General features: G+C 55.5%; 28 protein-coding genes, 1 other RNA gene and 1 pseudogene. 5 read left to right on the forward strand and 25 right to left on the reverse strand.

Translation table 11 applies throughout. The features are described 5' to 3' along the window. Positions 1-46: 46 nt before the first annotated feature. From ACP6EK_RS08940 to ACP6EK_RS08980, 9 genes and pseudogenes are all read right to left on the reverse strand, one after another. Complete coding sequence (locus tag ACP6EK_RS08940; RefSeq protein ID WP_438315532.1) at positions 47-802, reverse strand: SDR family NAD(P)-dependent oxidoreductase; 756 nt, start codon at positions 800-802, stop codon at positions 47-49. Positions 803-873: 71 nt separating this feature from the next. Beyond that, complete coding sequence (locus ACP6EK_RS08945; RefSeq protein ID WP_438315535.1) at positions 874-963, reverse strand: hypothetical protein; 90 nt, start codon at positions 961-963, stop codon at positions 874-876. A 22-nt stretch (positions 964-985) separates the two neighbouring features. Then, complete coding sequence (locus ACP6EK_RS08950; RefSeq protein ID WP_438315538.1) at positions 986-1,228, reverse strand: DUF1576 domain-containing protein; 243 nt, start codon at positions 1,226-1,228, stop codon at positions 986-988. 326 nt (positions 1,229-1,554) lie between these two features. Further along, a pseudogene (locus ACP6EK_RS08955) lies at positions 1,555-1,903 on the reverse strand (DUF1576 domain-containing protein). Beyond that, positions 1,888-2,016, reverse strand: coding sequence for a DUF1576 domain-containing protein (locus tag ACP6EK_RS08960; protein WP_438318973.1), 129 nt, complete (start codon positions 2,014-2,016; stop codon positions 1,888-1,890). Before ACP6EK_RS08960 ends, ACP6EK_RS08955 begins: the two are co-directional and overlap by 16 nt. A gap of 119 nt (positions 2,017-2,135) precedes the next feature. After that, complete coding sequence (larA, locus tag ACP6EK_RS08965) at positions 2,136-3,425, reverse strand: nickel-dependent lactate racemase (RefSeq protein WP_438315541.1); 1,290 nt, start codon at positions 3,423-3,425, stop codon at positions 2,136-2,138. Between the two features lie 135 nt (positions 3,426-3,560). After that, positions 3,561-4,553 (reverse strand): transketolase family protein, encoded by a 993-nt coding sequence (locus ACP6EK_RS08970; RefSeq protein ID WP_438315543.1) that lies wholly within the window; start codon positions 4,551-4,553, stop codon positions 3,561-3,563. After that, the gene (locus ACP6EK_RS08975) at positions 4,550-5,374 is read right to left on the reverse strand and encodes a transketolase (RefSeq protein ID WP_438315546.1); all 825 of its coding nucleotides are present in this window, start codon (positions 5,372-5,374) and stop codon (positions 4,550-4,552) included. The genes ACP6EK_RS08970 and ACP6EK_RS08975 overlap by 4 nt, the downstream gene beginning before the upstream one ends. Before the next feature lie 8 nt (positions 5,375-5,382). Then, positions 5,383-6,546 carry a transaldolase family protein gene (locus tag ACP6EK_RS08980; RefSeq protein WP_438315549.1) on the reverse strand — a complete coding sequence of 388 codons (1,164 nt, stop codon included), beginning with the start codon at positions 6,544-6,546 and terminating at the stop codon, positions 5,383-5,385. Between the two features lie 252 nt (positions 6,547-6,798). On the opposite strand from ACP6EK_RS08980, the gene ACP6EK_RS08985 reads away from it, so the two are divergent. Beyond that, entirely contained in the window at positions 6,799-7,962 is a 1,164-nt protein-coding gene (locus ACP6EK_RS08985; RefSeq protein WP_438318976.1) for a 2,3-bisphosphoglycerate-independent phosphoglycerate mutase, read from the forward strand. A gap of 20 nt (positions 7,963-7,982) precedes the next feature. On the opposite strand, the gene hydE is transcribed toward ACP6EK_RS08985, so the two are convergent. From hydE to ACP6EK_RS09005, 4 genes are read right to left on the reverse strand one after another with little or no spacing between them, the layout of a single operon-like run. Continuing rightward, entirely contained in the window at positions 7,983-9,044 is a 1,062-nt protein-coding gene (gene hydE / locus ACP6EK_RS08990; RefSeq protein WP_438315552.1) for a [FeFe] hydrogenase H-cluster radical SAM maturase HydE, read from the reverse strand. Next, positions 9,041-9,415, reverse strand: coding sequence for a Fe-S cluster assembly scaffold protein NifU (gene nifU / locus ACP6EK_RS08995; RefSeq protein WP_438315555.1), 375 nt, complete (start codon positions 9,413-9,415; stop codon positions 9,041-9,043). The genes hydE and nifU overlap by 4 nt, the downstream gene beginning before the upstream one ends. A gap of 6 nt (positions 9,416-9,421) precedes the next feature. Then, positions 9,422-10,579, reverse strand: a complete 1,158-nt coding sequence (gene nifS / locus ACP6EK_RS09000; protein ID WP_438315558.1) for a cysteine desulfurase NifS — start codon at positions 10,577-10,579, stop codon at positions 9,422-9,424. Next, positions 10,576-10,983 carry an RrF2 family transcriptional regulator gene (locus ACP6EK_RS09005; RefSeq protein WP_438315560.1) on the reverse strand — a complete coding sequence of 136 codons (408 nt, stop codon included), beginning with the start codon at positions 10,981-10,983 and terminating at the stop codon, positions 10,576-10,578. The genes nifS and ACP6EK_RS09005 overlap by 4 nt, the downstream gene beginning before the upstream one ends. 150 nt (positions 10,984-11,133) lie before the next feature. On the opposite strand from ACP6EK_RS09005, the gene ACP6EK_RS09010 reads away from it, so the two are divergent. From ACP6EK_RS09010 to ACP6EK_RS09020, 3 genes are read left to right on the forward strand one after another with little or no spacing between them, the layout of a single operon-like run. After that, positions 11,134-12,432, forward strand: a complete 1,299-nt coding sequence (locus ACP6EK_RS09010) for a phenylacetate--CoA ligase family protein (protein WP_438315563.1) — start codon at positions 11,134-11,136, stop codon at positions 12,430-12,432. Positions 12,433-12,447: 15 nt separating this feature from the next. Further along, the gene (locus ACP6EK_RS09015; protein ID WP_438315565.1) at positions 12,448-12,876 is read left to right on the forward strand and encodes an ACT domain-containing protein; all 429 of its coding nucleotides are present in this window, start codon (positions 12,448-12,450) and stop codon (positions 12,874-12,876) included. A gap of 15 nt (positions 12,877-12,891) precedes the next feature. After that, the gene (locus tag ACP6EK_RS09020; RefSeq protein ID WP_438315568.1) at positions 12,892-13,374 is read left to right on the forward strand and encodes a flavodoxin family protein; all 483 of its coding nucleotides are present in this window, start codon (positions 12,892-12,894) and stop codon (positions 13,372-13,374) included. A gap of 3 nt (positions 13,375-13,377) precedes the next feature. Here the strand turns inward: ACP6EK_RS09020 and ACP6EK_RS09025 are convergent, their stop codons facing one another. The 7 genes from ACP6EK_RS09025 to ACP6EK_RS09055 are packed head-to-tail and all read right to left on the reverse strand — an operon-like array spanning position 13,378 to position 19,958. Beyond that, positions 13,378-14,577, reverse strand: a complete 1,200-nt coding sequence (locus ACP6EK_RS09025; protein WP_438315571.1) for a M20 family metallopeptidase — start codon at positions 14,575-14,577, stop codon at positions 13,378-13,380. A 2-nt stretch (positions 14,578-14,579) separates the two neighbouring features. Continuing rightward, positions 14,580-15,155: an orotate phosphoribosyltransferase gene (gene pyrE / locus ACP6EK_RS09030; protein ID WP_438315574.1), complete on the reverse strand. Its 576-nt coding sequence runs from the start codon at positions 15,153-15,155 to the stop codon at positions 14,580-14,582. A 5-nt stretch (positions 15,156-15,160) separates the two neighbouring features. After that, complete coding sequence (locus ACP6EK_RS09035; protein WP_438315577.1) at positions 15,161-16,066, reverse strand: dihydroorotate dehydrogenase; 906 nt, start codon at positions 16,064-16,066, stop codon at positions 15,161-15,163. Beyond that, positions 16,063-16,827 (reverse strand): hypothetical protein, encoded by a 765-nt coding sequence (locus tag ACP6EK_RS09040; protein ID WP_438315579.1) that lies wholly within the window; start codon positions 16,825-16,827, stop codon positions 16,063-16,065. Before ACP6EK_RS09040 ends, ACP6EK_RS09035 begins: the two co-directional genes overlap by 4 nt. Next, positions 16,824-17,744, reverse strand: coding sequence for an orotidine-5'-phosphate decarboxylase (pyrF, locus tag ACP6EK_RS09045; RefSeq protein ID WP_438315582.1), 921 nt, complete (start codon positions 17,742-17,744; stop codon positions 16,824-16,826). Before pyrF ends, ACP6EK_RS09040 begins: the two co-directional genes overlap by 4 nt. After that, a complete protein-coding gene (locus ACP6EK_RS09050) occupies positions 17,728-19,035 on the reverse strand; it encodes a dihydroorotase (protein ID WP_438315585.1) in 1,308 nt (435 codons plus the stop codon). Before ACP6EK_RS09050 ends, pyrF begins: the two co-directional genes overlap by 17 nt. Continuing rightward, positions 19,032-19,958, reverse strand: coding sequence for an aspartate carbamoyltransferase catalytic subunit (locus tag ACP6EK_RS09055; RefSeq protein WP_438315588.1), 927 nt, complete (start codon positions 19,956-19,958; stop codon positions 19,032-19,034). The genes ACP6EK_RS09050 and ACP6EK_RS09055 overlap by 4 nt, the downstream gene beginning before the upstream one ends. A 237-nt stretch (positions 19,959-20,195) precedes the next feature. On the opposite strand from ACP6EK_RS09055, the gene ACP6EK_RS09060 reads away from it, so the two are divergent. Beyond that, positions 20,196-20,963 carry an undecaprenyl-diphosphate phosphatase gene (locus ACP6EK_RS09060; RefSeq protein ID WP_438315591.1) on the forward strand — a complete coding sequence of 256 codons (768 nt, stop codon included), beginning with the start codon at positions 20,196-20,198 and terminating at the stop codon, positions 20,961-20,963. Between the two features lie 3 nt (positions 20,964-20,966). On the opposite strand, the gene ACP6EK_RS09065 is transcribed toward ACP6EK_RS09060, so the two are convergent. The 5 genes from ACP6EK_RS09065 to smpB all read right to left on the reverse strand — a co-directional run bounded on the left by ACP6EK_RS09065 (position 20,967) and on the right by smpB (position 23,194). Beyond that, positions 20,967-21,269, reverse strand: a complete 303-nt coding sequence (locus ACP6EK_RS09065) for a hypothetical protein (RefSeq protein ID WP_017873183.1) — start codon at positions 21,267-21,269, stop codon at positions 20,967-20,969. A 1-nt stretch (position 21,270) separates the two neighbouring features. Then, positions 21,271-21,900, reverse strand: a complete 630-nt coding sequence (locus tag ACP6EK_RS09070; protein ID WP_438315594.1) for a LysE family transporter — start codon at positions 21,898-21,900, stop codon at positions 21,271-21,273. A gap of 6 nt (positions 21,901-21,906) precedes the next feature. Then, on the reverse strand, positions 21,907-22,335 hold the full coding sequence (locus ACP6EK_RS09075; protein ID WP_438315597.1) for a DUF2703 domain-containing protein: 429 nt from the start codon (positions 22,333-22,335) through the stop codon (positions 21,907-21,909). A gap of 48 nt (positions 22,336-22,383) precedes the next feature. Next, positions 22,384-22,738, reverse strand: a transfer-messenger RNA (tmRNA) gene (ssrA, locus tag ACP6EK_RS09080). 6 nt (positions 22,739-22,744) lie between these two features. Further along, a complete protein-coding gene (gene smpB / locus ACP6EK_RS09085) occupies positions 22,745-23,194 on the reverse strand; it encodes an SsrA-binding protein SmpB (RefSeq protein WP_438315600.1) in 450 nt (149 codons plus the stop codon). Between the last annotated feature and the right edge of the window lie 142 nt (positions 23,195-23,336).

Raw genomic sequence — 23,336 nt, forward strand, 5'->3', positions numbered from 1 at the left:
AGATTCTCTCGCAACCACCCCCCTTACTTGGCCCAAAAAGAATAGCTCAACCAGCTGTCCATCCTCCATCAATAGGGATATTTGCTCCAGTGATATAGCTCGCTCGAGGAGATGCAAGGAAAAGGATGAGTTCAGCCACTTCCTCAGGCGTTCCAGGCCTCCCAAGAGGAGTTCGGGAAACAATGAGACTATGCCACTGAGGGTCGGCAAGTACCTTTTCCACCATGGGTGTTGTGATGAACGCTGGAGATACAGCATTAACTCTTATCCCGTACTTCGCCCACTCCACCGCAAAAGCTTTCGTAAGCTGCCTCACTCCACCTTTAGTCGCAGCGTAAATGGCTCTTTCCGGTAAAACCTCTTCACTCTGTAAAGACGCAAGGTTAACAATGACCCCTCCTTCTCCCCGCTCAATCATGTGCCTTCCAACCTCAAGGCAGAAGAAAAAAGTTCCCTTGAGATTAATGCCCACCATGAAATCCCAGTCTTCCTCGGTATACTCTATCGCCGGTTTTCTTCTATTTACCCCGGCACAATTCACCAGGACGTCGATCTTCCCAAACCTCTGCAAGACGTTTTGCACTGCCTCCCGGATGGCGGGAACCTGAGCAACATCGACTGTAACGGCGAACGCCTGGTAGCCTTCGTTCTCTAATTCCCATACATATCGTTCACTCCCAGCCTGGTCGATGTCGGCAATTACACAGATTGCGCCCTCCTGGCAAAAACGGCGTACTGTAGCCCTTCCAATACCGTTGCTTCCTCCTGTTACCACGACAATTTTACCCTCGAACTCTCTCAAAAAGACCACCTCCGGCGGACTTTTTGTTAAAAAAAACATGGTTTTTTCAACGAAATTGTACGGCGGAAAGCTCAATTTGTCAATCTTTCCTTATGAACTTTTGCCAGAAGAAATCCCCTCCAGGAGAAAACACTCGATACAATCGCAGCCACAAACCCCACTGCAAAACCACTATTGTAAAGGTTAATGCCCCCTATAGAGTGTTCCTATACCCATGGTCACAAAAAGATGCAAAAACCCAGCCAAAACCCCAGCAAGGATGCCAAAAGCCTCCGCCAGAGGAGTCAAAGCAGAGGAGAAAAGAGCGACAAGAAGAGGTCCAGGTTCACAAGCCCTAAAGGGCGCGCAGAGAGTTCCAAGGTATACCCCAAAGAGAATGGGAAGAACGTTTCGGGGATGCTTTCCAAAAGCAGCAAAACCTGCCATGGCGAAGATTCCTCCAAGAACAGGACCGCTGAAGCTCCCCCCACCAGAAGAACGTAGAGAACCCCAAGAATTCCGGTTACTCCCACATTACACAGAGTGGCCGAAGGCGAGAGAGAAAGAAAATCAGTAATACCTTTTCCAGAGGAAGCAAGAATGACCTTCCACCGCCCAAAAACCTGGGGGGTCCATGAGAAAGCCAGCAAAGACAAAGCAGGAAAAGAGTAGGATAAGGACAAGAGGAACATAGGGTGGAGCATGTTCTTTCCAGAGGAAGGCAGACTCGACCTTCAAACCAAAGCCTCCAAAGAGAGCACAGAGTAGAATTCCTACAATTCCCCAGAAAAGCCAATGTTGTTGTAAAGGCTATAACCCGAGTGAAAAGAAGCTGCTCGAGGAGCAATGGTCAGAGTGAGAAAACCGCTCAAAATGCCAGAAATCACGGCAAGCAAGTTCGAAGCGGAGACGCCACCCCCATACAAGAAGGCCCACCACCGGAGCCAAGGAAGTGGCAAAGAGGCTTGCCGGCAGAAACTTCCGGAAATTTTTCCGAGCAAAACGCGTAAAGAGAAAGCACCCGAAGAGAATGGGAAGGATATTCAGAGGGTTTTTCCCAAAAAGCGAAAGCCACCAGGGTACACCATGAGGCAATATGATCTCCCCTAAGGGCGGGGACAAGGAGCAGTAAAAACCCCTCCCACAAAACCAACCAGAGCAACGTTGAGAAGAGTAGCAAGAATACCACCCACCTCGAAGTAATCGGTAATGAGAACACCAGGATGTCGCCATATGGCAGAAAGACCGGAGACAAGCTTCTGGGTTTTTCACTTAAAAGCGCAAGAACCAGAGTTAGCGCAGGAAAGAGGAGCAAGAGACACTTCCCCATAAGGACAAGCCCATTTGTCTCCCATCACCTATCTAAACGCGGCAAAATGTCACCACCACAGTCGATGACCCCAACCTTTGCCTCCCTGCCACACAGACCAAACGCCATCGCCAGGGCTTCTTCAACCGAAGCCGCATGGCGAAAACCGAGTGCTTCCTTCTCCTCAATACTCATCCCTTCAGAAACACAGATCACTTCCTGGGAGTGCTCCATGATCCTGGCATGTAAAAGAAGCGTTGCGGCACAGACAAGGTCATCAAAGCCCCTCTCCATAACGCGTCTCTTCAGCTCGTGATATGGCAATGTTGCATATCTTTTCAGTTCCCCGTGGGTAGGTGAAACACCCTCAGGGAAAGGAGCAACAAGAATGGAAATTCCGCCTTTTTTCAAACCCTTCTGAGCGTACGACAGGGGCTTTATTCCCTGCCAGTAGTCGATATCTGCAGGATATGCGCTGACGACAACAATATCCGCAAGATCCGGAATCTTCTGTTCGTAGACTTGCTTAGCTGCCCAGGCTCCCACCCGATGAGCACGAACCGGATCCCCTGCAACAACCCTGGCGATTTTTCCAGACTCATCGAGCACAACATTCACAATAAAGCGTAAACCCACGGCTTCGGCCACCATCTCTATTTCCCGCCGGACCTCATTCTCAATCTCTCCAGCAATGTGCAGGTAGAGGTCCTTGAACATGGGCATGATGTGCGTCTTCCCTGTAGTTTCCCAGGAACATATCCCCGGCTGTATTGCCTTCCCACCCCCTCCATAACCCGCGTAGCAGTGAGGGACAATGCTTCCCACCGCCATGAGGAAATCGGCCTCGAGGGCGAGTCTATTCACTTCAATAGGAATGCCACTTGGGGTAAATCCTATGTGGGTGAGGCAGTGGGAATCCTGCCATTCGTGGTTCAGCACCGTTACCCTGTCAACGACTTCCACGCCGAAACACCTCCGTATTTCTTCATCAGTCATGTACCGATGGGTTCCCAACCCGATGAGAACGGTGATATCCCTATCAGGAATTCCGGCCCTATTGAGCTCGTCAAGGAGAACCGGGAAAATCCTCTCCCGGGGTGTTGCCCGTGTGAGGTCATCGCCTACAATGACAACCTTCATGCCGCGATGCAGCCTCTCTGCAAGAGGCGGGGAGGCAACAGGAGCCCGCAGGGAGGCGAGAATCGCTTCTTTTTCGGAGATGGTTTCTCCATCAAAATTCCCAGGCTTTATGGCGTACAGAAGGTTCTCCGAGGGAAGTTCTACCCGGAGCGTTTGCCTCCCATATCTCAGAGGGATTACCCGTTTCACAGACATCCCCCCATGCTCTATACGTTCTTCCACAGGCAAGGCCCAAGGAACACAAGCGTTCTTGCATCCCCACGCTGGAGGAGTACCACAACCTGCTTGCTTTCGCCGAGGAGCTCGCTATCCCACTTTTCCGCAAACTTCTCATCGCTCGCAAGGAAGAAGTCCTCCTTTGAAAAAGTCCTTGTGTCTCTCAAGGTCCTCCATCTCCTTCGCGATGCGTTCCACCATCAGGGAAACCTCAAGACCGCACTTTCTCAACAGAAACCCCCGCTCTCCCGAAAACCCAAAATTGCTCGGGGCCCCGAGCTTCAGAAGTGGGGGGATGTTCCGTATTTCCTGGAAAACCCGTAAGAGGTTATCCCCCAATCCTCCCACCCTCGAGTGTTCCTCAAGGGTCACCACAAGACGTGACTCCTGGGCGATTCTGGCTACCATTTCCCGATCAAGAGGTTTGACAAAACGGGCATTGAAAACGAAAGTTCTGTACCCTCGCTTTTCAAGCTCTGCAGCCACCTCCATACCAAGCCCCACAAGCTGCCCCAAGGCGATCATGGTGACATCGGCTTTCTGGAATTCTTGCTGTGTGAGTGGCTCGAATTGCCCAAGAGCCACCTCCTGATGTTTCTCCAAGAACTCGTCCTCCCCGCCTCGTGCTCCAAACCTCAAGTACACCGGCCCCTGGAAGTTCCCCAGAAGATACCGCCCGAGAAGGAGTGCATCCTCGTAATCACAGGGCTCACCAATGACGATGCCGTCCAAAACCGAGAGAATGGCGATATCCTCCAGAGCCTGATGGGTAAACCCTGCGTACTGGGCCGAGAACCCCGTGTCTGTTCCACAGATTTTCACGTTGAGCGACCAGCGACAGATATCGGTACGAATCTGCTCAAAGGCCCTCATGGTGAGAAAGGTGGCGTACCCGGAGATGACAGGGGTAAACCCTGCTAGAGCAAGACCGGCACAAACACCCATCCCCGCCTGTTCACAAATGCCGCATTCCACAACCCTCTCCGGGTATTTGTCTTTCACTTTCTTGAAGCGCGAAGCGGAATCCACCGAAACACAGATAATGTCCTTCCCTTCGTCGATGAGCTCCACCAGAACATCCTGCAATGCCGTTCTCCGGTCCCTCATTGCTGTACCCCAGCTTCCAGGTATTTTCGGACAACCTCTTCAGAAAGACCGCAGTAGTGGGATTCCACTCTGTTCTCAAGCTCCACAACGCCCTTGCCCTTCACCGTTTTGGTCACAACAACCATAGGACTTCCATCGTTTCGTCTCTTTGCCTCCCCAAGGGTGTTCCAGAGGACCTCAAAATCATGGCCCGGGATTTCCTGAACCTTCCACCCGAAGGCTTTGAATTTCCCGCCCAGGGGCTCAAGGGGATGAAGGTCTTCGGTAAAGCCAGAGAGCTGCAGAGAATTGCGGTCGACAATAAGGGTCAGGTTGTCAAGTCCGTACCGCAGAGCAAGGGGAAGGCATTCCCAGTTTGTGCCCTCGTTGAGCTCTCCATCGCCTGCAAGGACAAAGACGTGAAAAGGCCTGTGGCGAAATTTGAAAGCCAAGGCCAGGCCAACCCCCAGGGGAAGACCATGACCCAGAGAGCCTGTCGCAGCGTCCACCCCAGGCACCCCAAGCTCTGGATGGATGCCAAGGAGTGTCTCTCCCCGGCATCCGTATTCCTCAAAGAGTTCCTCCGAAAGGAACCCTTTCTCAGCAAGAACCGCGTAAAGCGCAAGGCCCGCGTGGCCCTTGGAGAGCACCAGCTGGTCCCGCTCTCGGGAAAAGAGGTTGTCCCCGTTGACGTTGAGAATACCGTTAAAGAGGCAGGTGAGAACCTCAACAACCGAAAGGGACCCACCAATATGGCTCACTCCGGCGCGAAACGTGGCTAGGATAACTCGTCTACGAACCCTCTGAGCAAAAGTCTCAAGGTATTCTCTCTCAAACTCCATCGGGAACCTCACTGCGCTGAGAGTATCCTCTCAATCCTCTCCATCGCCTGGGAGAACTCCCTGAGGTTGTGGGTCTGCGCACTTGAGGCGGCAATGTCCTCCATGGTGAAACCATCAACCTCAAGGCTCCTCCGGGCAAAGTCGAGTTTGCAGAGCTTCTCCTCCGTAGCCCTGGGGACCGCAAAGGGAGCTCTGGCCCGCTCTTCTCGAAGGAGGGTCATGCCCCACTCGATAGCCTCGGGGTTCATGGTGATGACAAGGGGGAGTTTGGCAAGCTCCTCAAGGTGGAGGTAGGCATTGCCTGGGCCTTTCCGGGTGGAGCAGACGAGGACTTTGGCCGGAGCCCCAAGGGCCTTAACCGCATCAACGGCTTTCTTGGCCATGAGGATACCGAAGAAGCGGAGGTCTGCCTCTTCAAGGGTAATCCCTCTGGCTTTGGCCTCCTCGATGAGCTCCGTTGAGGCCTCCCAGCGACCGAGCATCATGGTGATGACCGCCCGCCAGGCGCTGTAGTCGATGCCCCGGGCTTTCCCCTTCTCGTACCCCCGCTTCATGGCCTGGGCGACCTGGACAACCTGGGGGACGCAGAAGCAGGAGGTGGCGTTCACCGGAACGCCAAAGCTTATGACTTCCTCCATGACCGCAAGGCCAGCTCTCGTGGCAGGGATCTTCACCATGAGGTTGGGGCTTGTCCGGGAAATCTCCAGGGCCTGGAGGACCATCGTTGCTTCGTCGGTACTCTTCCGTGGGTCAACCTGGAGACAGACAAAGCCGTACTGGCGGCCTCTGCGGTAGAAATTGGAGAGGAACTTGTCGGCGCCGAGCTTCCCCACCATCAGGTAGAGGTCGAACCACCCAGGATGCGTGTCGGAGGAGAAGACCCGGCCGAACTCCTGCACCCGGGCAACCACCTGAGGCCGGGACTCAAGGAGCCGGAGCACCAGGGGAGGGTTGGTGGTCACCCCATCGAAGAAGAACACCCCTCCCTCGTTGTGGGACATGAAGCGGTGGAGGACCGAGAGCGCGGCGTCGTCGACGCCCCTCTCCTTGAGGCTTTTGAGGAAAACCTGGTAGTACCCTGGATGGGCATCCCACCACAGTTCCAGGTTGGGGTTGCGTTCTTTGAGCCCTTCAAGGAGTTCTGGCCTTGGGGTGAGTGGTTCCTGGCTCATGGGAGAACCTCCTGCAAAATTTTGTTAAAAATAACATGGAATTATTACCGAATACAGCATACACGATTTTCCCCTCCCTGTCAATACATCCGGCAAGGGAGTTTTTCAGGTGTGATGTTTGAACAGAGCCCAAAAAACTCCTTGTTTCCCCTGGAGTCATAGGGTAACATATTTTGAAGCCTGAAAGGAGGAGAGACCGTGACGAGCATCCTGAACAACCTGAAAACTTTGCTCAAAAAGGGCGAAAGCAAAATGGTTCTCTGCGTCGTAGACGGCCTTGGAGGTATCCCTCATCCGGACTTCGGCGGAAAGACAGAGCTCGAAGCGGCTAGAACCCCAAACCTCGACGCCCTGGCAAAGAAAAGCGTTCTTGGTCTCATGACCCCGGTGAACCACGGCATCACCCCTGGAAGCGGTCCTGGACACATTGCGCTCTTTGGATACGACCCCGAAGAACTGGTCATCGGACGGGGAGTTCTGGAGGCCCTGGGTGTGGGAATGGAGCTCAAAGAAGGAGACGTAGCAGCCCGGGCGAACTTTGCCACCAGAAACGCTGAGGGCATCATCACCGACCGGAGAGCAGGAAGGATCTCCACCGAAGAGTGCCAGCGGCTTGTGGAGAAGCTCCAGCAACACGTCCAGAAAATCGAAGACGTGGAAATCCTCCTCAAACCGGGAAAAGAGCACCGGTTTGTCCTTGTTCTGCGGGGGAAAGGACTTGGGGATCATCTCAAGGACACTGACCCCCAGAAAGAGGGGTTGCCACCGTACGAACCAAAGGGCTTCGACGAACCTTCGGAAAAAACTGCCCGTATCGTACGGGCATTCCTGGAAAAGGCTGCGTCTCTTCTTGAGGATGAGCCCAAGGCGAACGCTATTCTCCTTCGCGGTTTCTCCCAGTCCCCGGTGTTAGAGAAATTCCCAGAACGGTACGGTGTTCGGGCACTGGCCATCGCCATTTACCCCATGTACAAGGGGATTGCCCGGCTGTTCGGTTTCGATACCCCGGACGTTGAGGGAGACCTGCGAAACGAGATTGAACTCCTAAAGGCCAAGTGGAGCGACTATGACTTCTTCTTCCTCCACTACAAAGACACCGACAAGGCAGGAGAAGATGGAGACTTCCTGCGAAAAGTCCAGTGCATCGAGTACTTTGACTCCCTGCTCCCTGAAATCCTCGCCCTTTCCCCCGATGTTCTCGTCATCACCGGAGACCACTCAACACCGGCACTTCTTCGAGGTCACTCCTGGCACCCGTCTCCGGTGCTCATCCACTCTCCGTACGGGGGCGTGCCAACGGGAGAGCGGTTCACTGAAAAAGAGTGCACTCGGGGATACCTTGGACATTTCCCCGCAAAGGCCCTCATGAGCCTCATGCTCTCTGCAGCCCTGCGACTTGGAAAATTTGGCGCATAGAAACCCAGGGATTCCAGACCTCACCGAGTGGGGCGGACTCTGTCTCCGTAATCGGTGGCAATGGTCCGCCCAAGTTTTGTCACCATCTCCTTCATGCAGGGGAGACATCCTCCCCACGCTTCCTGAACACAGATTTTCCCAGGATAAATGGTGTACTGGCTCCGGTACGGATGGGGGGTGAAGTTGGGCATGAGGACGTTGGCACCACAGCGAAGCCCTCGTTCCCGTCCTCCGGGAACAAGCGTCCCCAAAGCCGTGGTGGCAGGGAGGTTTGCGGTTTTCGTCAGAATCCTGGTGAGCGCCAGGACCTTGAGGGTGAGCAGACACTTCTTTTCTGGGTCCATGGTGAAGTGCCCCAGAGGCGTGTCCGGATGGGGAATGAAGGGCCCAATACCAATCATATCGAAGTCCCACTCCTGGAACTTCTTGATATCCAAGGCCAGGGCCTCCGGCGTCTGATACGGAAGCCCCACCATATTCCCGCTTCCCACCTGGTACCCCAGTTCCTTCAGAACCTTCTGACATTCAAGACGGGCATCATAGTCGTCATCGGGGTGCAAACGGGCAAAGAGGTCCCGGTCGAAGGTCTCCTGTTTGAGGAGATAACGGTCGGCCCCGGCGTCTCTCCAGAGCGCGTACTCCCAAGGTTCTCGCTCCCCCACGCTCAGGGTGATGGCCACCTGGAGTTTCTTCACCCGGTGGACGAACTCGGCGAAGGGCTTCGCCTCATACCACGGGTCTTCGCCGGATTGCAGCACGATGGTCTTCACCCCAAGACGGGCAATACGCTCACAGAGCGCGTACATCTCCTCCCAGGACATGCGGTATCTCTTGAGCTTTCGGTTTCCCTTCCGCAATCCACAGTAAAGGCAGTTCCTGCGACAGAAGTTCGAGAATTCCACAAGCCCCCGGATATGGACCGCGTCACCTACGTACTTCCGGCGCTTAGCATCGGCAAGGGTGAAAAGTCGGTGCACCACCTGGGGTTCTTCACAGCGAAGGAGTAACGCCAGTTCCTCTTCGGTGCAATCCTCCTTCTTTTCAAGAAGGTCAAGGATGTCTTCGCAAGTTCGGTCTTTCATTTTCTTCGCCTCTTAGCCTGGTAGTCCTCAATGGCTGCCCGAATGGCCTCCTCAGCAAGAACGGAACAGTGCATTTTATGGGGTGGAAGACCGCCTAGAGCCTCAGCCACTGCCTTGTTTGTGACCCCAAGGGCTTCTTCGATGGTCTTCCCCTTGATGAGCTCAGTAGCCATCGACGATGTGGCGATAGCCGCACCACAGCCAAAGGTTTCGAACTTCGCGTCTTCGATGCGGTCATCTCTGATCTTCAAGTACACGACCATGACATCACCACAGACAGGGTTCCCGACCTTCCCAACCCCGTCAGCATCCTCTATTCTTCCGACATTCCGGGGATTTCGGAAATGCTCGAGGACTTTCTCTGTGTACACCGTGTCTCACCTCGCCTTCCCAAAAGGAGAAATCGCCCGGAGCTTCTCCACTATTCCCGGAAATACTGTAACCACCCGGGAAATTTCTTCTTCTGTCGTCCACTTCCCCAGGCTGAACCGGATGGAACCATGGGCGAGCGCATGGGGGTACCCACAGGCTAAAAGTACATGGGACGGTTCAAGAGAACTCGAGGTACAGGCAGAACCGCTTGAAACGCAGATACCCTCGAAATCGAGATTTAAAAGCAGCGACTCTCCTTCAACGTACTCCACGAGCACAAGGCTTGTGTTGTAGAGCCGGGGAGCTTCCCGGCTCACGATGACGATGTCTGGAATCCGGGCCTGCAGTTCTTCTTCGAGTCGGTCCCGCAGGGTGCCGACTCGCCTGGCCTCCTCGTGCATCTCGTCCTGAGCGATTTCCAAAGCCTTTGCCATCCCCACAATACCCGGAACATTTTCTGTTCCGGCTCTCCTACCTCGTTCGTGATGCCCGCCGAGGATCTGGGGAACAAGACGGGTACCCTTTCGAATGTAGAGAAACCCCACTCCTTTGGGACCATAGAACTTGTGGGCCGAAGCCGAAAGGAGGTCGACGTCGAGAGCATCCACCTGTATCGGAATCTTCCCAACCGTCTGAACCGCATCGGTGTGGAAGACCGCTCCATGCTCGTGGACGATGCGGGAGAGTTCCTCAATCGGCTCAATGACCCCCGTCTCATTGTTGGCATGCATGATGGACACGAGAGTAGTCTCGGGACGAAGGGCTTTCCTGAGGTCTTCGGGATGAACGAGGCCTTCCCGATTGACTGGAAGGTACGTGACCGCAAAGCCCTCTTTCTCCAGAGCCCGAAAAACGTTCAGCACGGCATGGTGCTCGATAGAAGAAGTCACCAGGTGGTTGCCCTTCTTCCTGAGCGCCTGGGCAATCCCCCGGATGGCGAGGTTGTTGGATTCCGTCCCGCCAGAGGTGAAGACGATTTCCTCCTCCTTTGCCCCTATGGAACGGGCGATAACCGAGCGTGCCTTTTCCACCATTTGGCGGGCCTCTTGACCAAAACGGTGGAGCGATGAGGGGTTGCCAAAATGCTCCCGGAAAAAGGGGAGCATGGCTTCAAGGACCCTCGGGTCACAGGGTGTGGTGGCATTGTAATCCAGGTAGATCATGGGTTTCCTCCTTCCTCAATCAGGCTCTTCAGTGTTTTCGAGGCAAAGAACCCCCGAAGGCACGCCGCCGTCTCCTCCCAGAGCTTTCGGGTGCTGCAGGAGGTGATAAGAGAACAGTACAAGGGATTTGCCAGGCACTCCACAGGGTGAATCGGCCCCTCAAGGGCCTGAACTACTTCAAGGAGCGTGATGTCCTCAGGGGCACGTCCAAGAACATACCCACCCTCTTTTCCTCGGATACCCCGTACAAGGCCACGGGCCTCAAGGGTCAAAGCAATGTGGCGGAGGTAATCTGCCGAGAGGTGCTCCTCCTCGGCCACTTCCCGTACCTTCAGAGGCACGGAACTCTTTGCCAGCCGCGCGAGGAACCGCAAACCGTACCGGAGTCGGGTGGAGACCCTCACAGTTCCTCCCTCCTTTCATTAACTAATTCTATCGAAATAATAGCATAACTCATAAAATGGAGCAAGCTCCTTCGGAAATTCTGTACCGCTGTATCCAGAAAGGTTGCTTTGTGCTATAAAAGAGGAAAAGACCGAGAGGGGGTACAGGAGTTGTACTGGGAAAAAGACGTGGAGACGTTACCGAGGGAGGAACTCTATGAGCTCCAGAAACAGCGGCTTCAGAGAACCATGCAGAATGCCATGCGAACTCCCTTTTACCGGCGGCTCTTCGCCCGGGAGGGTATCAACCCTGAAAAGATTAAGACCCCCGAGGATTTACGCTATATTCCCTTCACCACCAAAGAAGACCTCCGCCAGGGGTTTCCCTTTGACTTCCTCGCCGTCCCCCTGGAAGAGGTTGTCCGCCTGCACTCTTCTTCTGGAACTACTGGTACCCCTACCGTCGTCTACCACACGAAAGACGACCTGGACCGCTGGACGAACCAGGTAGCCCGCTGCCTCTACATGGTGGGGATGAGGAAAAACGACATCTTCCAGAACATGATGAGCTACGGGCTCTTCACCGGGGGGTTGGGAATGCACTACGGAGCAGAACGCATTGGTGCTCTCACCATCCCCATCGGGGCCGGGAACAGCAAAAGGCAGATATGGTTTTTGAAGCACTTCAAAAGCACGGTCATCCACATCATCCCGAGTTACGCCCTGCTTCTTTCTGCCATCATCCGGGGAGAGGGGCTTGACCCCCGACGGGACTTTAACCTCCGCATCATCCTCCTTGGCGCCGAACCTCATAGCGAAGAAACCCGCCGGAGAATCGAGGACATTTACGGTGCCAAAGCGTACAATTCTTATGGCCTCTCGGAGATGAACGGTCCGGGAGGTGCCTTTGAGTGTCTCTACCAGAACGGCATGCACATCTGGGAAGACTACTACGTCGTGGAAATTGTCAACCCCGATACTCTGGAACCCTGCCCACCGGGAGAACTGGGAGAAATTGTGCTCACCACCATCTTCCGGGATGCCACGCCCATCCTCCGCTACCGGACACGGGACGTTGCAGCACTCATCGACGAGCCCTGCCCATGCGGGAGAACGCACCGGAGAATCACAAGAATCCAGGGGCGAACCGACGACATGTTCATCTTCCGGGGTGTGAACATCTTCCCCATGCAGATTGAAAAGGTCCTCATGACCATCCCCGAGGTAGGAACGAATTACCGCATTGTCCTGGAACGGAAAGAGTACGAAGACACGATGCGTGTGGAGGTGGAGATCAAGCCCGAGTTCTTCTTCGGTGATCTCCAGAAACTCGAACGCCTGCGGGAGCGAATTGCGGATGAACTCCGGGCCGAGATCCTCGTCACCCCTGAGGTGGTCCTCGTGGAACCCGGAAGTCTCCCCACCCAGGAAGGAAAGGCCCAGCGGGTTTTCGACTTTCGAAGGCTCTGAGAGAGGAGGGACAGCATGGCGCATCAGGTCTCGGTTTTCGCGGAGAATAAGCCTGGGCGCATTGAGAAGATTGCCCGTATTCTCGCCCAGGAAGGCGTGAACATTCGGGCCATCACCATTTCCAGCGCTAACGGCTTCGGGGTGGTGAAAATCCTTGCTGACCAGCCCCAGAAGGCTTTTGAACTCTTGCGAGAACACGGTCTTCCTACCTACCTTCAGGAGGTCATCGCCGTGGTGCTTGAAGACGTCCCTGGAGGCCTCCATAGAGTAGCCAGAATCCTTGCCGAGAACGGCATCAACATCGAGGACGCCTATGGCTTTGTCATCGAGAAAGGGAAGACCGCGGTTCTCGTCATTCAGGTGGAAAATGAACCTCACGCCCAGAGTGTCCTTGAACGGAACGGGTTCGTGCTCCTGAGCGATGAGGAAATTTACCGGCTCTGAAGGAGGGTGGCACCTGTGGCCAGTTGCATCGTGGTGGTTTTCTCCCGCAGTGGCAGAACCAGGGCTCTGGCAGAGGGCATCGCCCGAGAACTGGGCGCACAACTTGAGGAAATTCGCCTGAAAAAAGTCAAAAACCGCATCCCCACCCCGGGGATGATCCTTAGGGGCTTCAAAAAGGGCGAGCTCCCCGCCATCCACACCGATTTCCCCGACCTGGGGAAATTCGATGAGATTGTCCTCGGGGGACCGGTCTGGGGGTTTGACATCGCTCCACCGGTCCTGAGCTTCATAGAACATGTTAGCTGGAGCGGCAAGAAAGTTCACCTTTTTGTCAGCGAAGCGGCCCTTGGCGGGCAGAGGGCTTTAGCGCACCTTAGGAGAATCCTTGAGGACAAAGGGGCAAAGATAGGGAAAGAACGGGCTTTCTCTACTCTTTTGAGGCACCCCAAGACCCTGCAGATTCGCGGTCGGGAATGGGCCAAAACACTGAGGAGCTGAGGTTTACTCTCCACCCAGAAGGCGCAGAGCCAAAAGGGCGTAAACCCTCCCTGCAGTGACAATCTGGGTCACGGGGACGAATTCGTTGGCTGAGTGGGCTTCCTCGATCCTTCCCGGGCCGAAAATCAGGGTGGGTATTCCTGCTTCGACGAGAAACGATGCCTCGCAGGAAGCAGGAAAGGGGGAGAAGGTGGGAACTTCTCCCGGGACATCGGCGATGGACCGGGAAAGGAATTCCACGAGTTCCGAGTCCCTGGAGATTCTGGCCGGAGGGAGATGGGGAATACACTGGGTGATCGAGTACTCGAAAGGCGCCCCTTCCCTTTCCCGCACGCTCTCCACAGCCTCCTGGAGAACTTCTTCCATCCTCGCCAGAGAAAAAGAGGGGAGGGTTCGCACATCCACCTCAAGAAGGCAGGTCTCGGGCACCACGTTGGGCGCCACTCCCCCAAGAATCTTCCCCACACTCACTGCCGGCGCCCCAAGATCAGGGTCCCCAAAGGCGGAGAGTTCCTTTCGCTTTTCCTCCAGGGCCCTGACGATGAGGGCCGCATAGTACACGGCGTTGATCCCCCGTTCCGCCACCGCCGCGTGGCAGGATTTCCCCCGAACCTCAATACGATACGCCGCCACACCCCGATGTCCCAGGCTGATGTTGAGACCCGTGGGTTCTCCCACAATGGCGTAGTCCACGACTTCCCGCCGCATCCGGTACACCCTCATCCATTCCCTGATGCCCGCGTTCTCCTCCTCCTCGTCCACCACGAAGACCACCTTGAGTTTCCCGTAGAGGGAGTGGGCAAAGAGCGCCACCATTTTCGCCGCATACATCATGGCAGCAAGGGCCCCTTTCATGTCACAGGCCCCTCTCCCGTAAAGGCGGTTCTGCACGATTTCCCCCCCCAGAGGGGGATACGTCCAGCCACTCCCCACAGGCACCGTGTCCATGTGCCCGTTGAAAAGCAGCACTGGTCCTTCGCCCAAGGCTCCCTGGATTTCTGCGATGAGGTTTGCCCGCTTCCCGTCAACCTCCTGCCATTCTACCGGGATCCCGTTATCGATGAAATAGTTAGCGATGAAACGGGCGATCTCCACCTCACCCTCAGTTCGGGAAACACTCATAATGCGCACCAGCCGCTGCGCAAGGCTTATAGGCTCAAAGAGGTCGAACTCGTTGTCAAGCAGCGCTTTCCAGTCCGCCATGTTCAGCTCAGGTACCGGCTTCCTCGCTTTTGCAAGGCAATGCTCTGTTTACAGAGGGGACACTCATCCGGCGTATACACGGGGATTTCCATCTGCAGGAGGGGGAAGAAAGGATAGGGGAACGAAACCCGACCACCGCTCCGGTCCACAAGCACGCCAATACCTACGATAGGCGATCCTTTCTCTCGAACAGCCTCGATAACCTCCGAAAGAGAAGCCCCTGTGGTGACGACATCCTCCACAATGAGCACCCTGTCCCCCTCACCAAGGGTAAAGTCCCGCCGGAAACGCATCCTGCCCTCCTCCCTCTCGGTGAAAGCCATGCGGACTCCAAAGGCCCGGGCCACCTCGTAGGCAAGTACGATACCTCCTACCGCCGGACCTACAACGACGTCGATTTTTTTTCCCTGGAAGTGTTCCGCAATGGCTTGGGCCAGCTGTTCAACGTACCGGGGATACTGGAGAAGCTTGAACTTCTCCACGTAGTACGGGCTGTGGAGTCCCGAAGTCAGAAGGAAATGTCCCTCAAGGAATGCCCCGGCTTTTCGGAAAAGGTCAAGAATGGCCTCCTTATCCAAGGAATTCACCTCACCTTCCCTATGAGGTCCTCAACGTTCTCCATATTTTTACGGAGAAGGTACGCCTTTATTCCCTTAAGAATGTCCGCCGCCGAAGAGGGAGTCACGAGATTCGCGGTTCCCACACCCACCGCCCGTGCTCCCACAAGGAGGAACTCCAGAGCATCTTCGGCAGTCATGATTCCCCCCATACCGATGATGGGGAGCTCTGTCATCCCCACAAGGTCGTAGACCATCTTTAGCGCTAAAGGCTTGATAGCGGGCCCGGAGAGCCCTGCGGACTTCATGGCAAAGACGAAATCCATCCGCTCAACATCGACAACCATGGCGGGAAAAGAATTCGTGACGCTCAGGGCTTCTGTCCCCTCTTCCTCAAGGATTCTCACCGTGACCTCCCAGTCTTGCATCGTTGGACCAAGCTTCACGATGAGGAACTTCCCGGTCGCCTCCCGAACCCGTCCAACGAGTTCTCGAAGGGTTTCAGGGTCTGAGAGAAAGCTTGCACCTCCCCTTTCGACGTTCGGGCAGGAAACGTTGAGCTCCAGGGCGTCAATCCTCTCTGCGGCATCGAGCCTCCGGGTCACCGCAACGTACTCTTCCACCGTTCTCCCCCAGATGTTCACAAAAATCCGGGTTTCGAGCGTTTCAAGAAACGGCAGGTCCTCTTGAAGAAACCGCTCCACTCCCTTGTTCTCAAGGCCGATGGAATTCAAAAGCCCTGCTCGGACTTCAAAGAGCCTGGGTGGGGGATTTCCTTCCCAGGGGAAAAGGCTCAACCCTTTTACCGTGATGGCTCCCGGAGTGTTGAGGTCAAGGTAAGGGGCAATCTCCCTCCCGTAGCCACAAGTCCCGGAAGCAAGAACAATCGGGTTTTTCAGGGTCATTCGTCCCAGAGTTACCGAGAGATTCATAGCACTACCTCGGAGAGCCGGAAGACCGGACCGTCACTGCACACATGCCAGTACCCTCCACCTCTTCGGGGAATGGCACATCCAAGACAAACCCCAAAACCGCAACCCATTCTCGCCTCAAGGGCAACTTCGATGTCCTCCTCTTTCCCGGGAAAGACCGTTGCCAGTTCTCGAAGCATCCCCTCAGGGCCACAGGCGTAAATCTTTGCCCCCTGCCAGAGGGTTCTCTCAAGGCACTTCCCCACAAGGTCAAGGACCGTGCCGCAGAAACCACCCGACACGGCCTCTTCGCAGCTCCACAGAACCCTCGGAAGGTCCTCGAGGAGGCGAAGGAGTGCCAGGTCCTTTCGTTCCCGAACACCCAGGAAGAACGAGAAGGAGATACCGCGTTTTTTGAACTCCCGGGCAAGAAAAACAAGAGGCACAAGCCCCCGCCCTCCAGCAATGAGGATCCCGGAATGCGCATCGAGGGAAAATCCCCGTCCCAGAGGTCCGAGCACCTCAACGACATCCCCCACCTCCAGGTGAGAGAGGAGCTCTGTACCCTTCCCCACAATCTCAAAAAGGAGGGAAAAACGGTCAACGTTCGCAGAGAGTACCGCAAAAGGACGGGGAAGAAGGGGGTCGAAAACCCCAAAACCAGGACGCACCATGACGAACTGGCCAGGCTTGGCTTGAGAGGCAATGTTCCTTTCCTCAAGCTCAAAGCACACAAACCGTTCTCCCAACCGTTCTTTCCGGCATATCCGGGCAAGGCTCATGGCATAAGACTCCGGAGCATCTTCTGATACCTGAGGGCTTCTTCACGAGCTCTCTCGGCGAAATCCTCCCCATTCTCCCTTCCCTGCTTCCTGTAGGCAAAAAGAATATCCCGGGAAACATTCACCAGTGCTCCCAACCCTCCCGGGAGGAAGGCAAAGCGAAGTGCCTCAACCGCTCCTCCCTGGGCACCAACCCCGGGGATGAGGAAAAGCAGCCGGGGGAAGCGTTCCCGGAGATACTGGAGGTCCTCAGGGTACGTTGCCCCCACAACAATCCCGAAGGAACTCACAGGGCCGTTCGCAAAAAATCTCCCGGCACAATCTTCCACAAGCAGAGCCACCTTCTCGAAAACCCGTACCTTTCGCCCTTCGTCCTGGATGAAGGGGGCCGAGGGGTTTGACGTTCGAGCAAGAACAAAGACCCCTTTCCCACTCTTTCGAGCCTCCTCAAAGAAGGGGAGGAGGCTGTCTTCCCCAAGATAAGGATTCACCGTCAGGGCGTCGACATCCCAGAAGGAGCGCAAACTCTTTCCACCTGCGGTAATCTCAGAAAGGTACCCCTGAGCGTAACACACGGCACTGCTTGCGATGTCGTTTCTTTTCCCATCAAGAATTACAAGAAATCCCCGTTCCTTCGCCCTCTGGATGGTCCGGGAGAGCGCCACCATCCCCGGAATCCCCAGGGCTTCGTAAAAGGCCATTTGAATTTTCACAAAGCCTACCTCTCCTGCGAGAGCCTCGAGAATGCTGGTCCCAAAAGCGAGAACGGCCTCAGCAAGCCCCTCAAAGGTCATTTCTCCAGGAGCGAACTGCTCAAGGAGCACAGGAGGGAGCAGGTCAAAATGCGGGTCCAGGCCAACGACAAGGGGCCCAGAGCGTTCAACCTTTTCTGCAACTCGTTCAGCAAAACTCCCCATCAACAACGCTCCTTTCTGCCATAACCACCCTTCCCCCGACGATGGTGTATACTGGCCAGCCCCGGAGCGACCACCCCTGGAAAGGACAGTTTCTCCCCTTTGATTCAAACTGGGTCACATCGACTTCCCACTCCGTCTGCGGGTCCACAACGGTAAGGTCCGCATCCTTCCCTTCAGCGAGAACACCTTTGTTCTCGAGCCCCAGAAACCTGGCAGGATTGTAGCTCAACTTCCGCCACAGCTCAATCCAGTCCACAACTCCATCCTCCACAAGGGCCCTCACATAGAGGGGAACGGTGATCTCGAGGTTGGAGATCCCAAAAGCGGCATCGAGGAAGCTTCCTTCCTTATCCTCAGGGGCATGGGGAGCATGGTCCGAGGCGAGGATGTCGATGGTACCATCCGCAATGCCTGCCTTGAGCGCCTCGATATCCCGCTTCTCTCGAAGCGGTGGTTTCACCTTGGCAAGGGACCCAAACCGCAGGACATCCTCGGCAGTGAGGAGAAGATGGTGGGGTGTAACATCGGCGCTCAATGGAGCCTGCCCTCTGAAGAGACGGAGGATTGCAACACTCCTTTCCGTTGAGAGATGGGTGAAGTGAACCCGGGCACCCGTGTCCAGGGCAAGGAGAACATCCCGGGCAAGGCGACTGTCTTCAGCCACCCGTGGAATGCCCTTGTACCCAAGGAGGAACGCCACCTCTCCCTCGTGCATGTGCCCTTCCCGGGAGAGCTCGTTGTCCTCCTCGTGGAGAATGAAAGGAAGGTGGAAGTAACGGGCATACTGTAGGGCAAAATAGAGCAGCCGAGAACTCTCTACACTTGCCCCATCGTCACTCAGAGCCACAACCCCCGCCTCCTTCAAAAGCCCGTAATCGCACATCTCCTTTCCCTGGCATCCCCGGCTGATGGCGCCTGCAAAGAGAATATTGGTGAAGGGGAGAGCCCTGGCACGGAGGCGCAGTGCCTGAACCACGAGAGGATGGTCGAGCGGAGGGGAGGTGTTGGGCATGCAGAGCACCGTGGTGAACCCACCCCGGGCAGCAGCCCTTGCCCCGGTCTCAAGGGTCTCCTTACGCTCCTGCCCCGGCTCGCGAAAATGCACGTGGAGGTTCACAAAACCCGGACCCACCAACAATCCCGAAGCATCGATGCTCTGTGCCTGAGGGTCAGAGATTCCCTTGCCGACGCGAACGATCACTCCGCCCTCAATCAGCACATCACCATCCACAAGCATTCGCCTGTCCGGAAGGACCAGAGTCCCACGCCGAATGAGAATTCTCCGCGTCATGGCATCTTCTCCCCGCGAAGAAGGATTTCAAGCACGGCCATCCGCACCGCCACTCCACAGGTGACCTGCTCCTCAATAAGGGAGTACTCATGTTCCACAAACCGGTGTCCGATCTCCACCCCCCGATTCACCGGACCCGGATGCATGATGAAGGCTCCTTCCTTCATCCTTGCCAGAAGTCCTTCCCCAAGACCAAAAAAGCGGGCATACTCTTGAAGGCTTGGAAAATACCCTGCTTCCTGACGCTCCCGCTGAATCCGGAGCAGATACACCACATCGGCTTCCTCCACTGCCCGCTCCACCGGGAATACCCGCTCCACCCCAAGGGCGAGAACGCTTTCAGGAACAAGGGTTGGAGGGCCTGAGAATACCACGCTGTTCCCAAGTTTCGCGAGTGCCAAAGCAAGGGAGCGAGCGACCCTGCTGTGAAGGATGTCTCCAAGGATGGCAACCCGAAGACCCTCAACCCGCCCAAGAGCCTGCCGTATGGCCAGAAGGTCGAGGAGAGCCTGAGTCGGATGTTCCCGCATCCCATCACCAGCGTTCACCACATGGCAGGGGAGAAAACTCGCCAGATACTCCGGAATACCGCTGTCTCTGTGCCGGACCACCAGAACATCAGCCTTCATTCGGGCAATGGTACGAACGGTGTCCCGAAAGCTCTCTCCCTTCTCCAGACTACTCCCCTCCAGAGCAAAATTCAGCACGTTCATGCCCAGAAGCTTTCCCGCCATCTCAAAGGACATCCGGGTTCTCGTACTGGGTTCAAAGAAAAGGCAGACCATGGAATACCCTGAAAGGACACTCTCAAACTTCGGGGAGGTCTCGAGGAACGCCCGCCAGTGTGCCGCCCGCTCAAGGATGAAGAGAATATCCCCTTTCGTCAGAGGACGTATTCCCAGAAGATGCCGGTGCACCCACACCCTTCCCACCTCCCGAAAATGGGCACAAAAAAATCCATCTTCCCGGGTAGGGGAAGATGGACGTTCTCCTCTGATCTTTGCATCTTGCCGCTCCCATGGGCAACCCTCAATTAGGATACCGGGAAATGCTCCCCGTGTCAACCAAGACCCCCAACCCACGTGGCCAAAGAAGTAGGGAAAAGAAGGTGGCGAAACGGAGAGCGTTCTGTTACAATCAGAGAACACCTGTAAGAAAGGGTGATAAGATTGGGCATCGCGGAAAGCCTTGCTCTCGGTCTTGTCCAGGGATTCACGGAATTTTTCCCCATCTCCTCATCGGCTCACCTGCTCCTTCTCCGAACCCTTTTCCCCCTGGGTGAAGCTCACCTCTCTCTTGACGTTCTGCTCCATACCGGGACATGGCTTGCCGTTCTCCTGGTCTTCCTCCCCTCCACGGGGCGGGTGCTGCGACGACCCTCAATCATCCTGAAAGTCCTCGTCGCCACCATACCGGCGGGAATTTTCGGGTATCTCCTGGAAGACAAAGTGGAGACCGTTTTTCGGGAAAACCTGTTCCTCGTGAGCGCCGTTCTCCTTGGGGTGGGGATTGTCTTCCTTCTGGTGCGGCGCGAAGGAGAAAAAACCCTGGAGGCCATGGATATCAGAGATGCTGCAATCATCGGCCTTCTCCAGGCACTGGCACTGATTCCAGGGGTTTCCCGCTCGGGCATTACGATCCTTGGAGGGATCGGTGTGGGCCTCAAAAGAAGCGAGGCAGTGCTCTTTTCCTTTCTTCTGTCCCTCACCACCATTGGTGGGGCAACGGCCCTGGTGCTTCTGCGGGAGGCTTCAGGAGGGATGGTGCTTCTCAAAAGCGCCCTTCCCGGATTTTTTGCTGCTCTGGGAAGTGGTCTGTTCTCCTGCACTGTACTCCTCAAACTTGTGCGGGAGAAGGGGCTTGCATCTTTCGGGTACTACCGGATTCTTCTGGGGACGTTCTTTCTCTTTTTCCTCTCTTTACGGTAATCCTCAGAACATGATTTCTTCGAGAATAGCCCGAACTCTGTCTCTCAAAAGCCGCTCCAGACGTTCAAAGAGGTACTCCGAGTACGCTGCAAAAGGCGTCCACACACGGATGCGGCCATCCTCAAAGGAAATGCGAATGTTTTCCGGGAACTCTTTTTCTTGCGCGAGTGCCTCCTCCAGGAACACGTTGAGCGCCCTCAGGGGGATAAGGTAGAGCTCATAGGGCCTCTCAAGCTCATACTCCCAGTACACGTATGTGACCTCCTCATGGCGGTATGGTGCGGGTGCAAAAACAAGACGAATCACCTCACATCACCCCCAGGGCAAAGTACCCTCCAAAGAAAAGGAGCATCACACCGCACACACCCACCAGGAACCTGTAGAACCGTTCGGAGAGAACGCCCCGCCCCCGGTCGAGGGTGAAGGAAACGGCGCTGTACCATACAAAATCCGCCAGGATATGTCCGAGGAAGAAGATGACGATACCCCAGAGTCGTGCCTGGCTTGCCGAAAGGAGCATGGCAAGCCCTACAGTCGCCCACCACATGATCCAGTAAGGGTTGGAAATACTCGTTAGGACCCCACCGAGCACCATGTTCCGACCGGTCCTCTCCTTCCCCTGATCCTCAGAGATGGTTACATTCCGGAAGGCCCGAAGCATGCCCACCCCAAGGTACACGAGCACCCCACCTCCCACAACACCAATGAAGCGCTGGGCAATGGGCAGCGCCAGAATCCTTCCAAAACCAAGGACGAGGCTCACCACCATACCGGCTTCAAGAATGCCATGACCCACAACGGTGAGAGGACCAGCCCGAAACCCAAGACGGGGAACACCTGAAAGGACGAGTGCCAGCAAAGGCCCAGGCATAAGCGCTCCAGAAAAACCAACAATGAAAGCACTCCCGAAAATGGTGAAAAGTCGCCATCCCCCCATGAGCGCTTACCCCGGAGAGCAACAAGAAGGCCCACAGTGGGAACATCCCGAAAGGGACGTGGAAACCGCAAGGAGCGCTGCCCTCACAATGAGTTCAGCAGGGATAACCTCATAAACCCGGCCATCAGCTTCCACGGTACGGCAAGCCACCGGGCCGCAGACACCACAGTAGCAAGGACTCTCACCTCTTGAGGCTCCAAGCCACTCTTCCAGAGGACGGCCGTTCAAAAAAATCGCATTTGACTGCAGGGGGTCTTCATGGAAAGTTTCACACGAGAGGACCTCTTTCTCAAGGACAACACCGATACCCAAAGGGACAAGGACCTGTTCCAGTAACGCGCAGGCTTTCTCAAGTTCCTCCTCTGTGGAAGCACAGCGAGGGCACGTTGCCCCGTCAACGAGAAGTCTCTGCCAGCGAATATGGAGCATTTCCATGCGCTTCCCTCCCCGAGGTAGGCTTACAAGGGAACGACAGCATAAAACTGGTGGAGGCGGTGGGAGTCGAACCCACGTCCAGAACCCGACAGAGTGAAGAGCCTACGAGCGTAGCCTCAGTTTTCCTGAGCGCACAGTTCCTCCCTGAGGCCGGATGAACCGTACGCTTCCTCAGTGAGTTCTCGTTTCCGGTACCTGAGGACTCCCGGAAACCAGCCCGCTATCTGGCGCCGACCCGGGCATAGCAGGCGGTCTGCCCAGGAGCGTGCTGCGTGCGAATTACGCAGCGAGTGCCAACTGAGCGTCGGCGTTTGTCGTTGCTCCACCTTTTTTACGAGCCCCGGTGGAGACCTCGGCTCGCCTCTTCAACTCCTCTTGGCCCTGTCGAGACCCTTACGCCCCCACACCTTTACGCCCTATATTTCAATAAACGTTCCAGGGTTCGTTTCTCTTCCCGTTCCATGAGCTCCCTGCGGCGATCGTAGAGCTTCTTGGGCTTGACGAGCGCAATTTCAACCTTTGCCTTTCCCCGCTCATTAAAGTACACCCGCAGGGGAACTATTGTCAAGCCCTTTTGCTCCACCAGAGATCCCCAGCGGAGGATTTCCCGCTTCTTCAAAAGGAGCTTCCGAGACCTCCGGGGATCGTGGTTGAAAACGTTTCCGAAGTGGTACGGAGCAATGTGCATGTTATGGAGCCACATTTCGCCATCTTTAACATGGCAGAAGCTCTGGTCCAAGCTCACAGCATGGTTTCGCAGGGACTTGACCTCCGTTCCCTTCAGCTCAATCCCTGCCTCAAGCCGTTCCAGGATATCATAGAGGTGCCTTGCTTTCCGGTTCTCTGCAACAACCTTCATGGCGAAAAGTTACAACCTGGAAAACCCTGGAAAATTCCCGGAAAAGTATACCACAAGAAAAGGCGTTGAGGATCTCCCAGAAACGCCAGGTGGCTCCAAATCGCATCAATCCTACTCAAAAGGAAAGGAATCAAGTACAATG

This window comes from Candidatus Caldatribacterium sp. SIUC1 (assembly GCF_051549785.1).
Taxonomy (GTDB): Bacteria; Atribacterota; Atribacteria; order Atribacterales; family Caldatribacteriaceae; genus Caldatribacterium.

Bases quoted from the DNA above. Each gene is read 5' to 3' on its own strand.
- ACP6EK_RS08950 (WP_438315538.1), bottom strand. From the start codon at position 1,228: ATGGCAGGTTTTGCTGCTTTTGGAAAGCATCCCCGAAACGTTCTTCCC.
- larA (WP_438315541.1), bottom strand. From the start codon at position 3,425: ATGTCTGTGAAACGGGTAATCCCTCTGAGATATGGGAGGCAAACGCTC.
- ACP6EK_RS08970 (WP_438315543.1), bottom strand. From the start codon at position 4,553: ATGAGGGACCGGAGAACGGCATTGCAGGATGTTCTGGTGGAGCTCATC.
- ACP6EK_RS08975 (WP_438315546.1), bottom strand. From the start codon at position 5,374: ATGGAGTTTGAGAGAGAATACCTTGAGACTTTTGCTCAGAGGGTTCGT.
- ACP6EK_RS08980 (WP_438315549.1), bottom strand. From the start codon at position 6,546: ATGAGCCAGGAACCACTCACCCCAAGGCCAGAACTCCTTGAAGGGCTC.
- ACP6EK_RS08985 (WP_438318976.1), top strand. From the start codon at position 6,799: ATGGTTCTCTGCGTCGTAGACGGCCTTGGAGGTATCCCTCATCCGGAC.
- hydE (WP_438315552.1), bottom strand. From the start codon at position 9,044: ATGAAAGACCGAACTTGCGAAGACATCCTTGACCTTCTTGAAAAGAAG.
- nifS (WP_438315558.1), bottom strand. From the start codon at position 10,579: ATGATCTACCTGGATTACAATGCCACCACACCCTGTGACCCGAGGGTC.
- ACP6EK_RS09015 (WP_438315565.1), top strand. From the start codon at position 12,448: ATGGCGCATCAGGTCTCGGTTTTCGCGGAGAATAAGCCTGGGCGCATT.
- ACP6EK_RS09025 (WP_438315571.1), bottom strand. From the start codon at position 14,577: ATGGCGGACTGGAAAGCGCTGCTTGACAACGAGTTCGACCTCTTTGAG.
- ACP6EK_RS09035 (WP_438315577.1), bottom strand. From the start codon at position 16,066: ATGAATCTCTCGGTAACTCTGGGACGAATGACCCTGAAAAACCCGATT.
- ACP6EK_RS09040 (WP_438315579.1), bottom strand. From the start codon at position 16,827: ATGAGCCTTGCCCGGATATGCCGGAAAGAACGGTTGGGAGAACGGTTT.
- pyrF (WP_438315582.1), bottom strand. From the start codon at position 17,744: ATGGGGAGTTTTGCTGAACGAGTTGCAGAAAAGGTTGAACGCTCTGGG.
- ACP6EK_RS09050 (WP_438315585.1), bottom strand. From the start codon at position 19,035: ATGACGCGGAGAATTCTCATTCGGCGTGGGACTCTGGTCCTTCCGGAC.
- ACP6EK_RS09070 (WP_438315594.1), bottom strand. From the start codon at position 21,900: ATGGGGGGATGGCGACTTTTCACCATTTTCGGGAGTGCTTTCATTGTT.
- ACP6EK_RS09075 (WP_438315597.1), bottom strand. From the start codon at position 22,335: ATGGAAATGCTCCATATTCGCTGGCAGAGACTTCTCGTTGACGGGGCA.
- smpB (WP_438315600.1), bottom strand. From the start codon at position 23,194: ATGAAGGTTGTTGCAGAGAACCGGAAAGCAAGGCACCTCTATGATATC.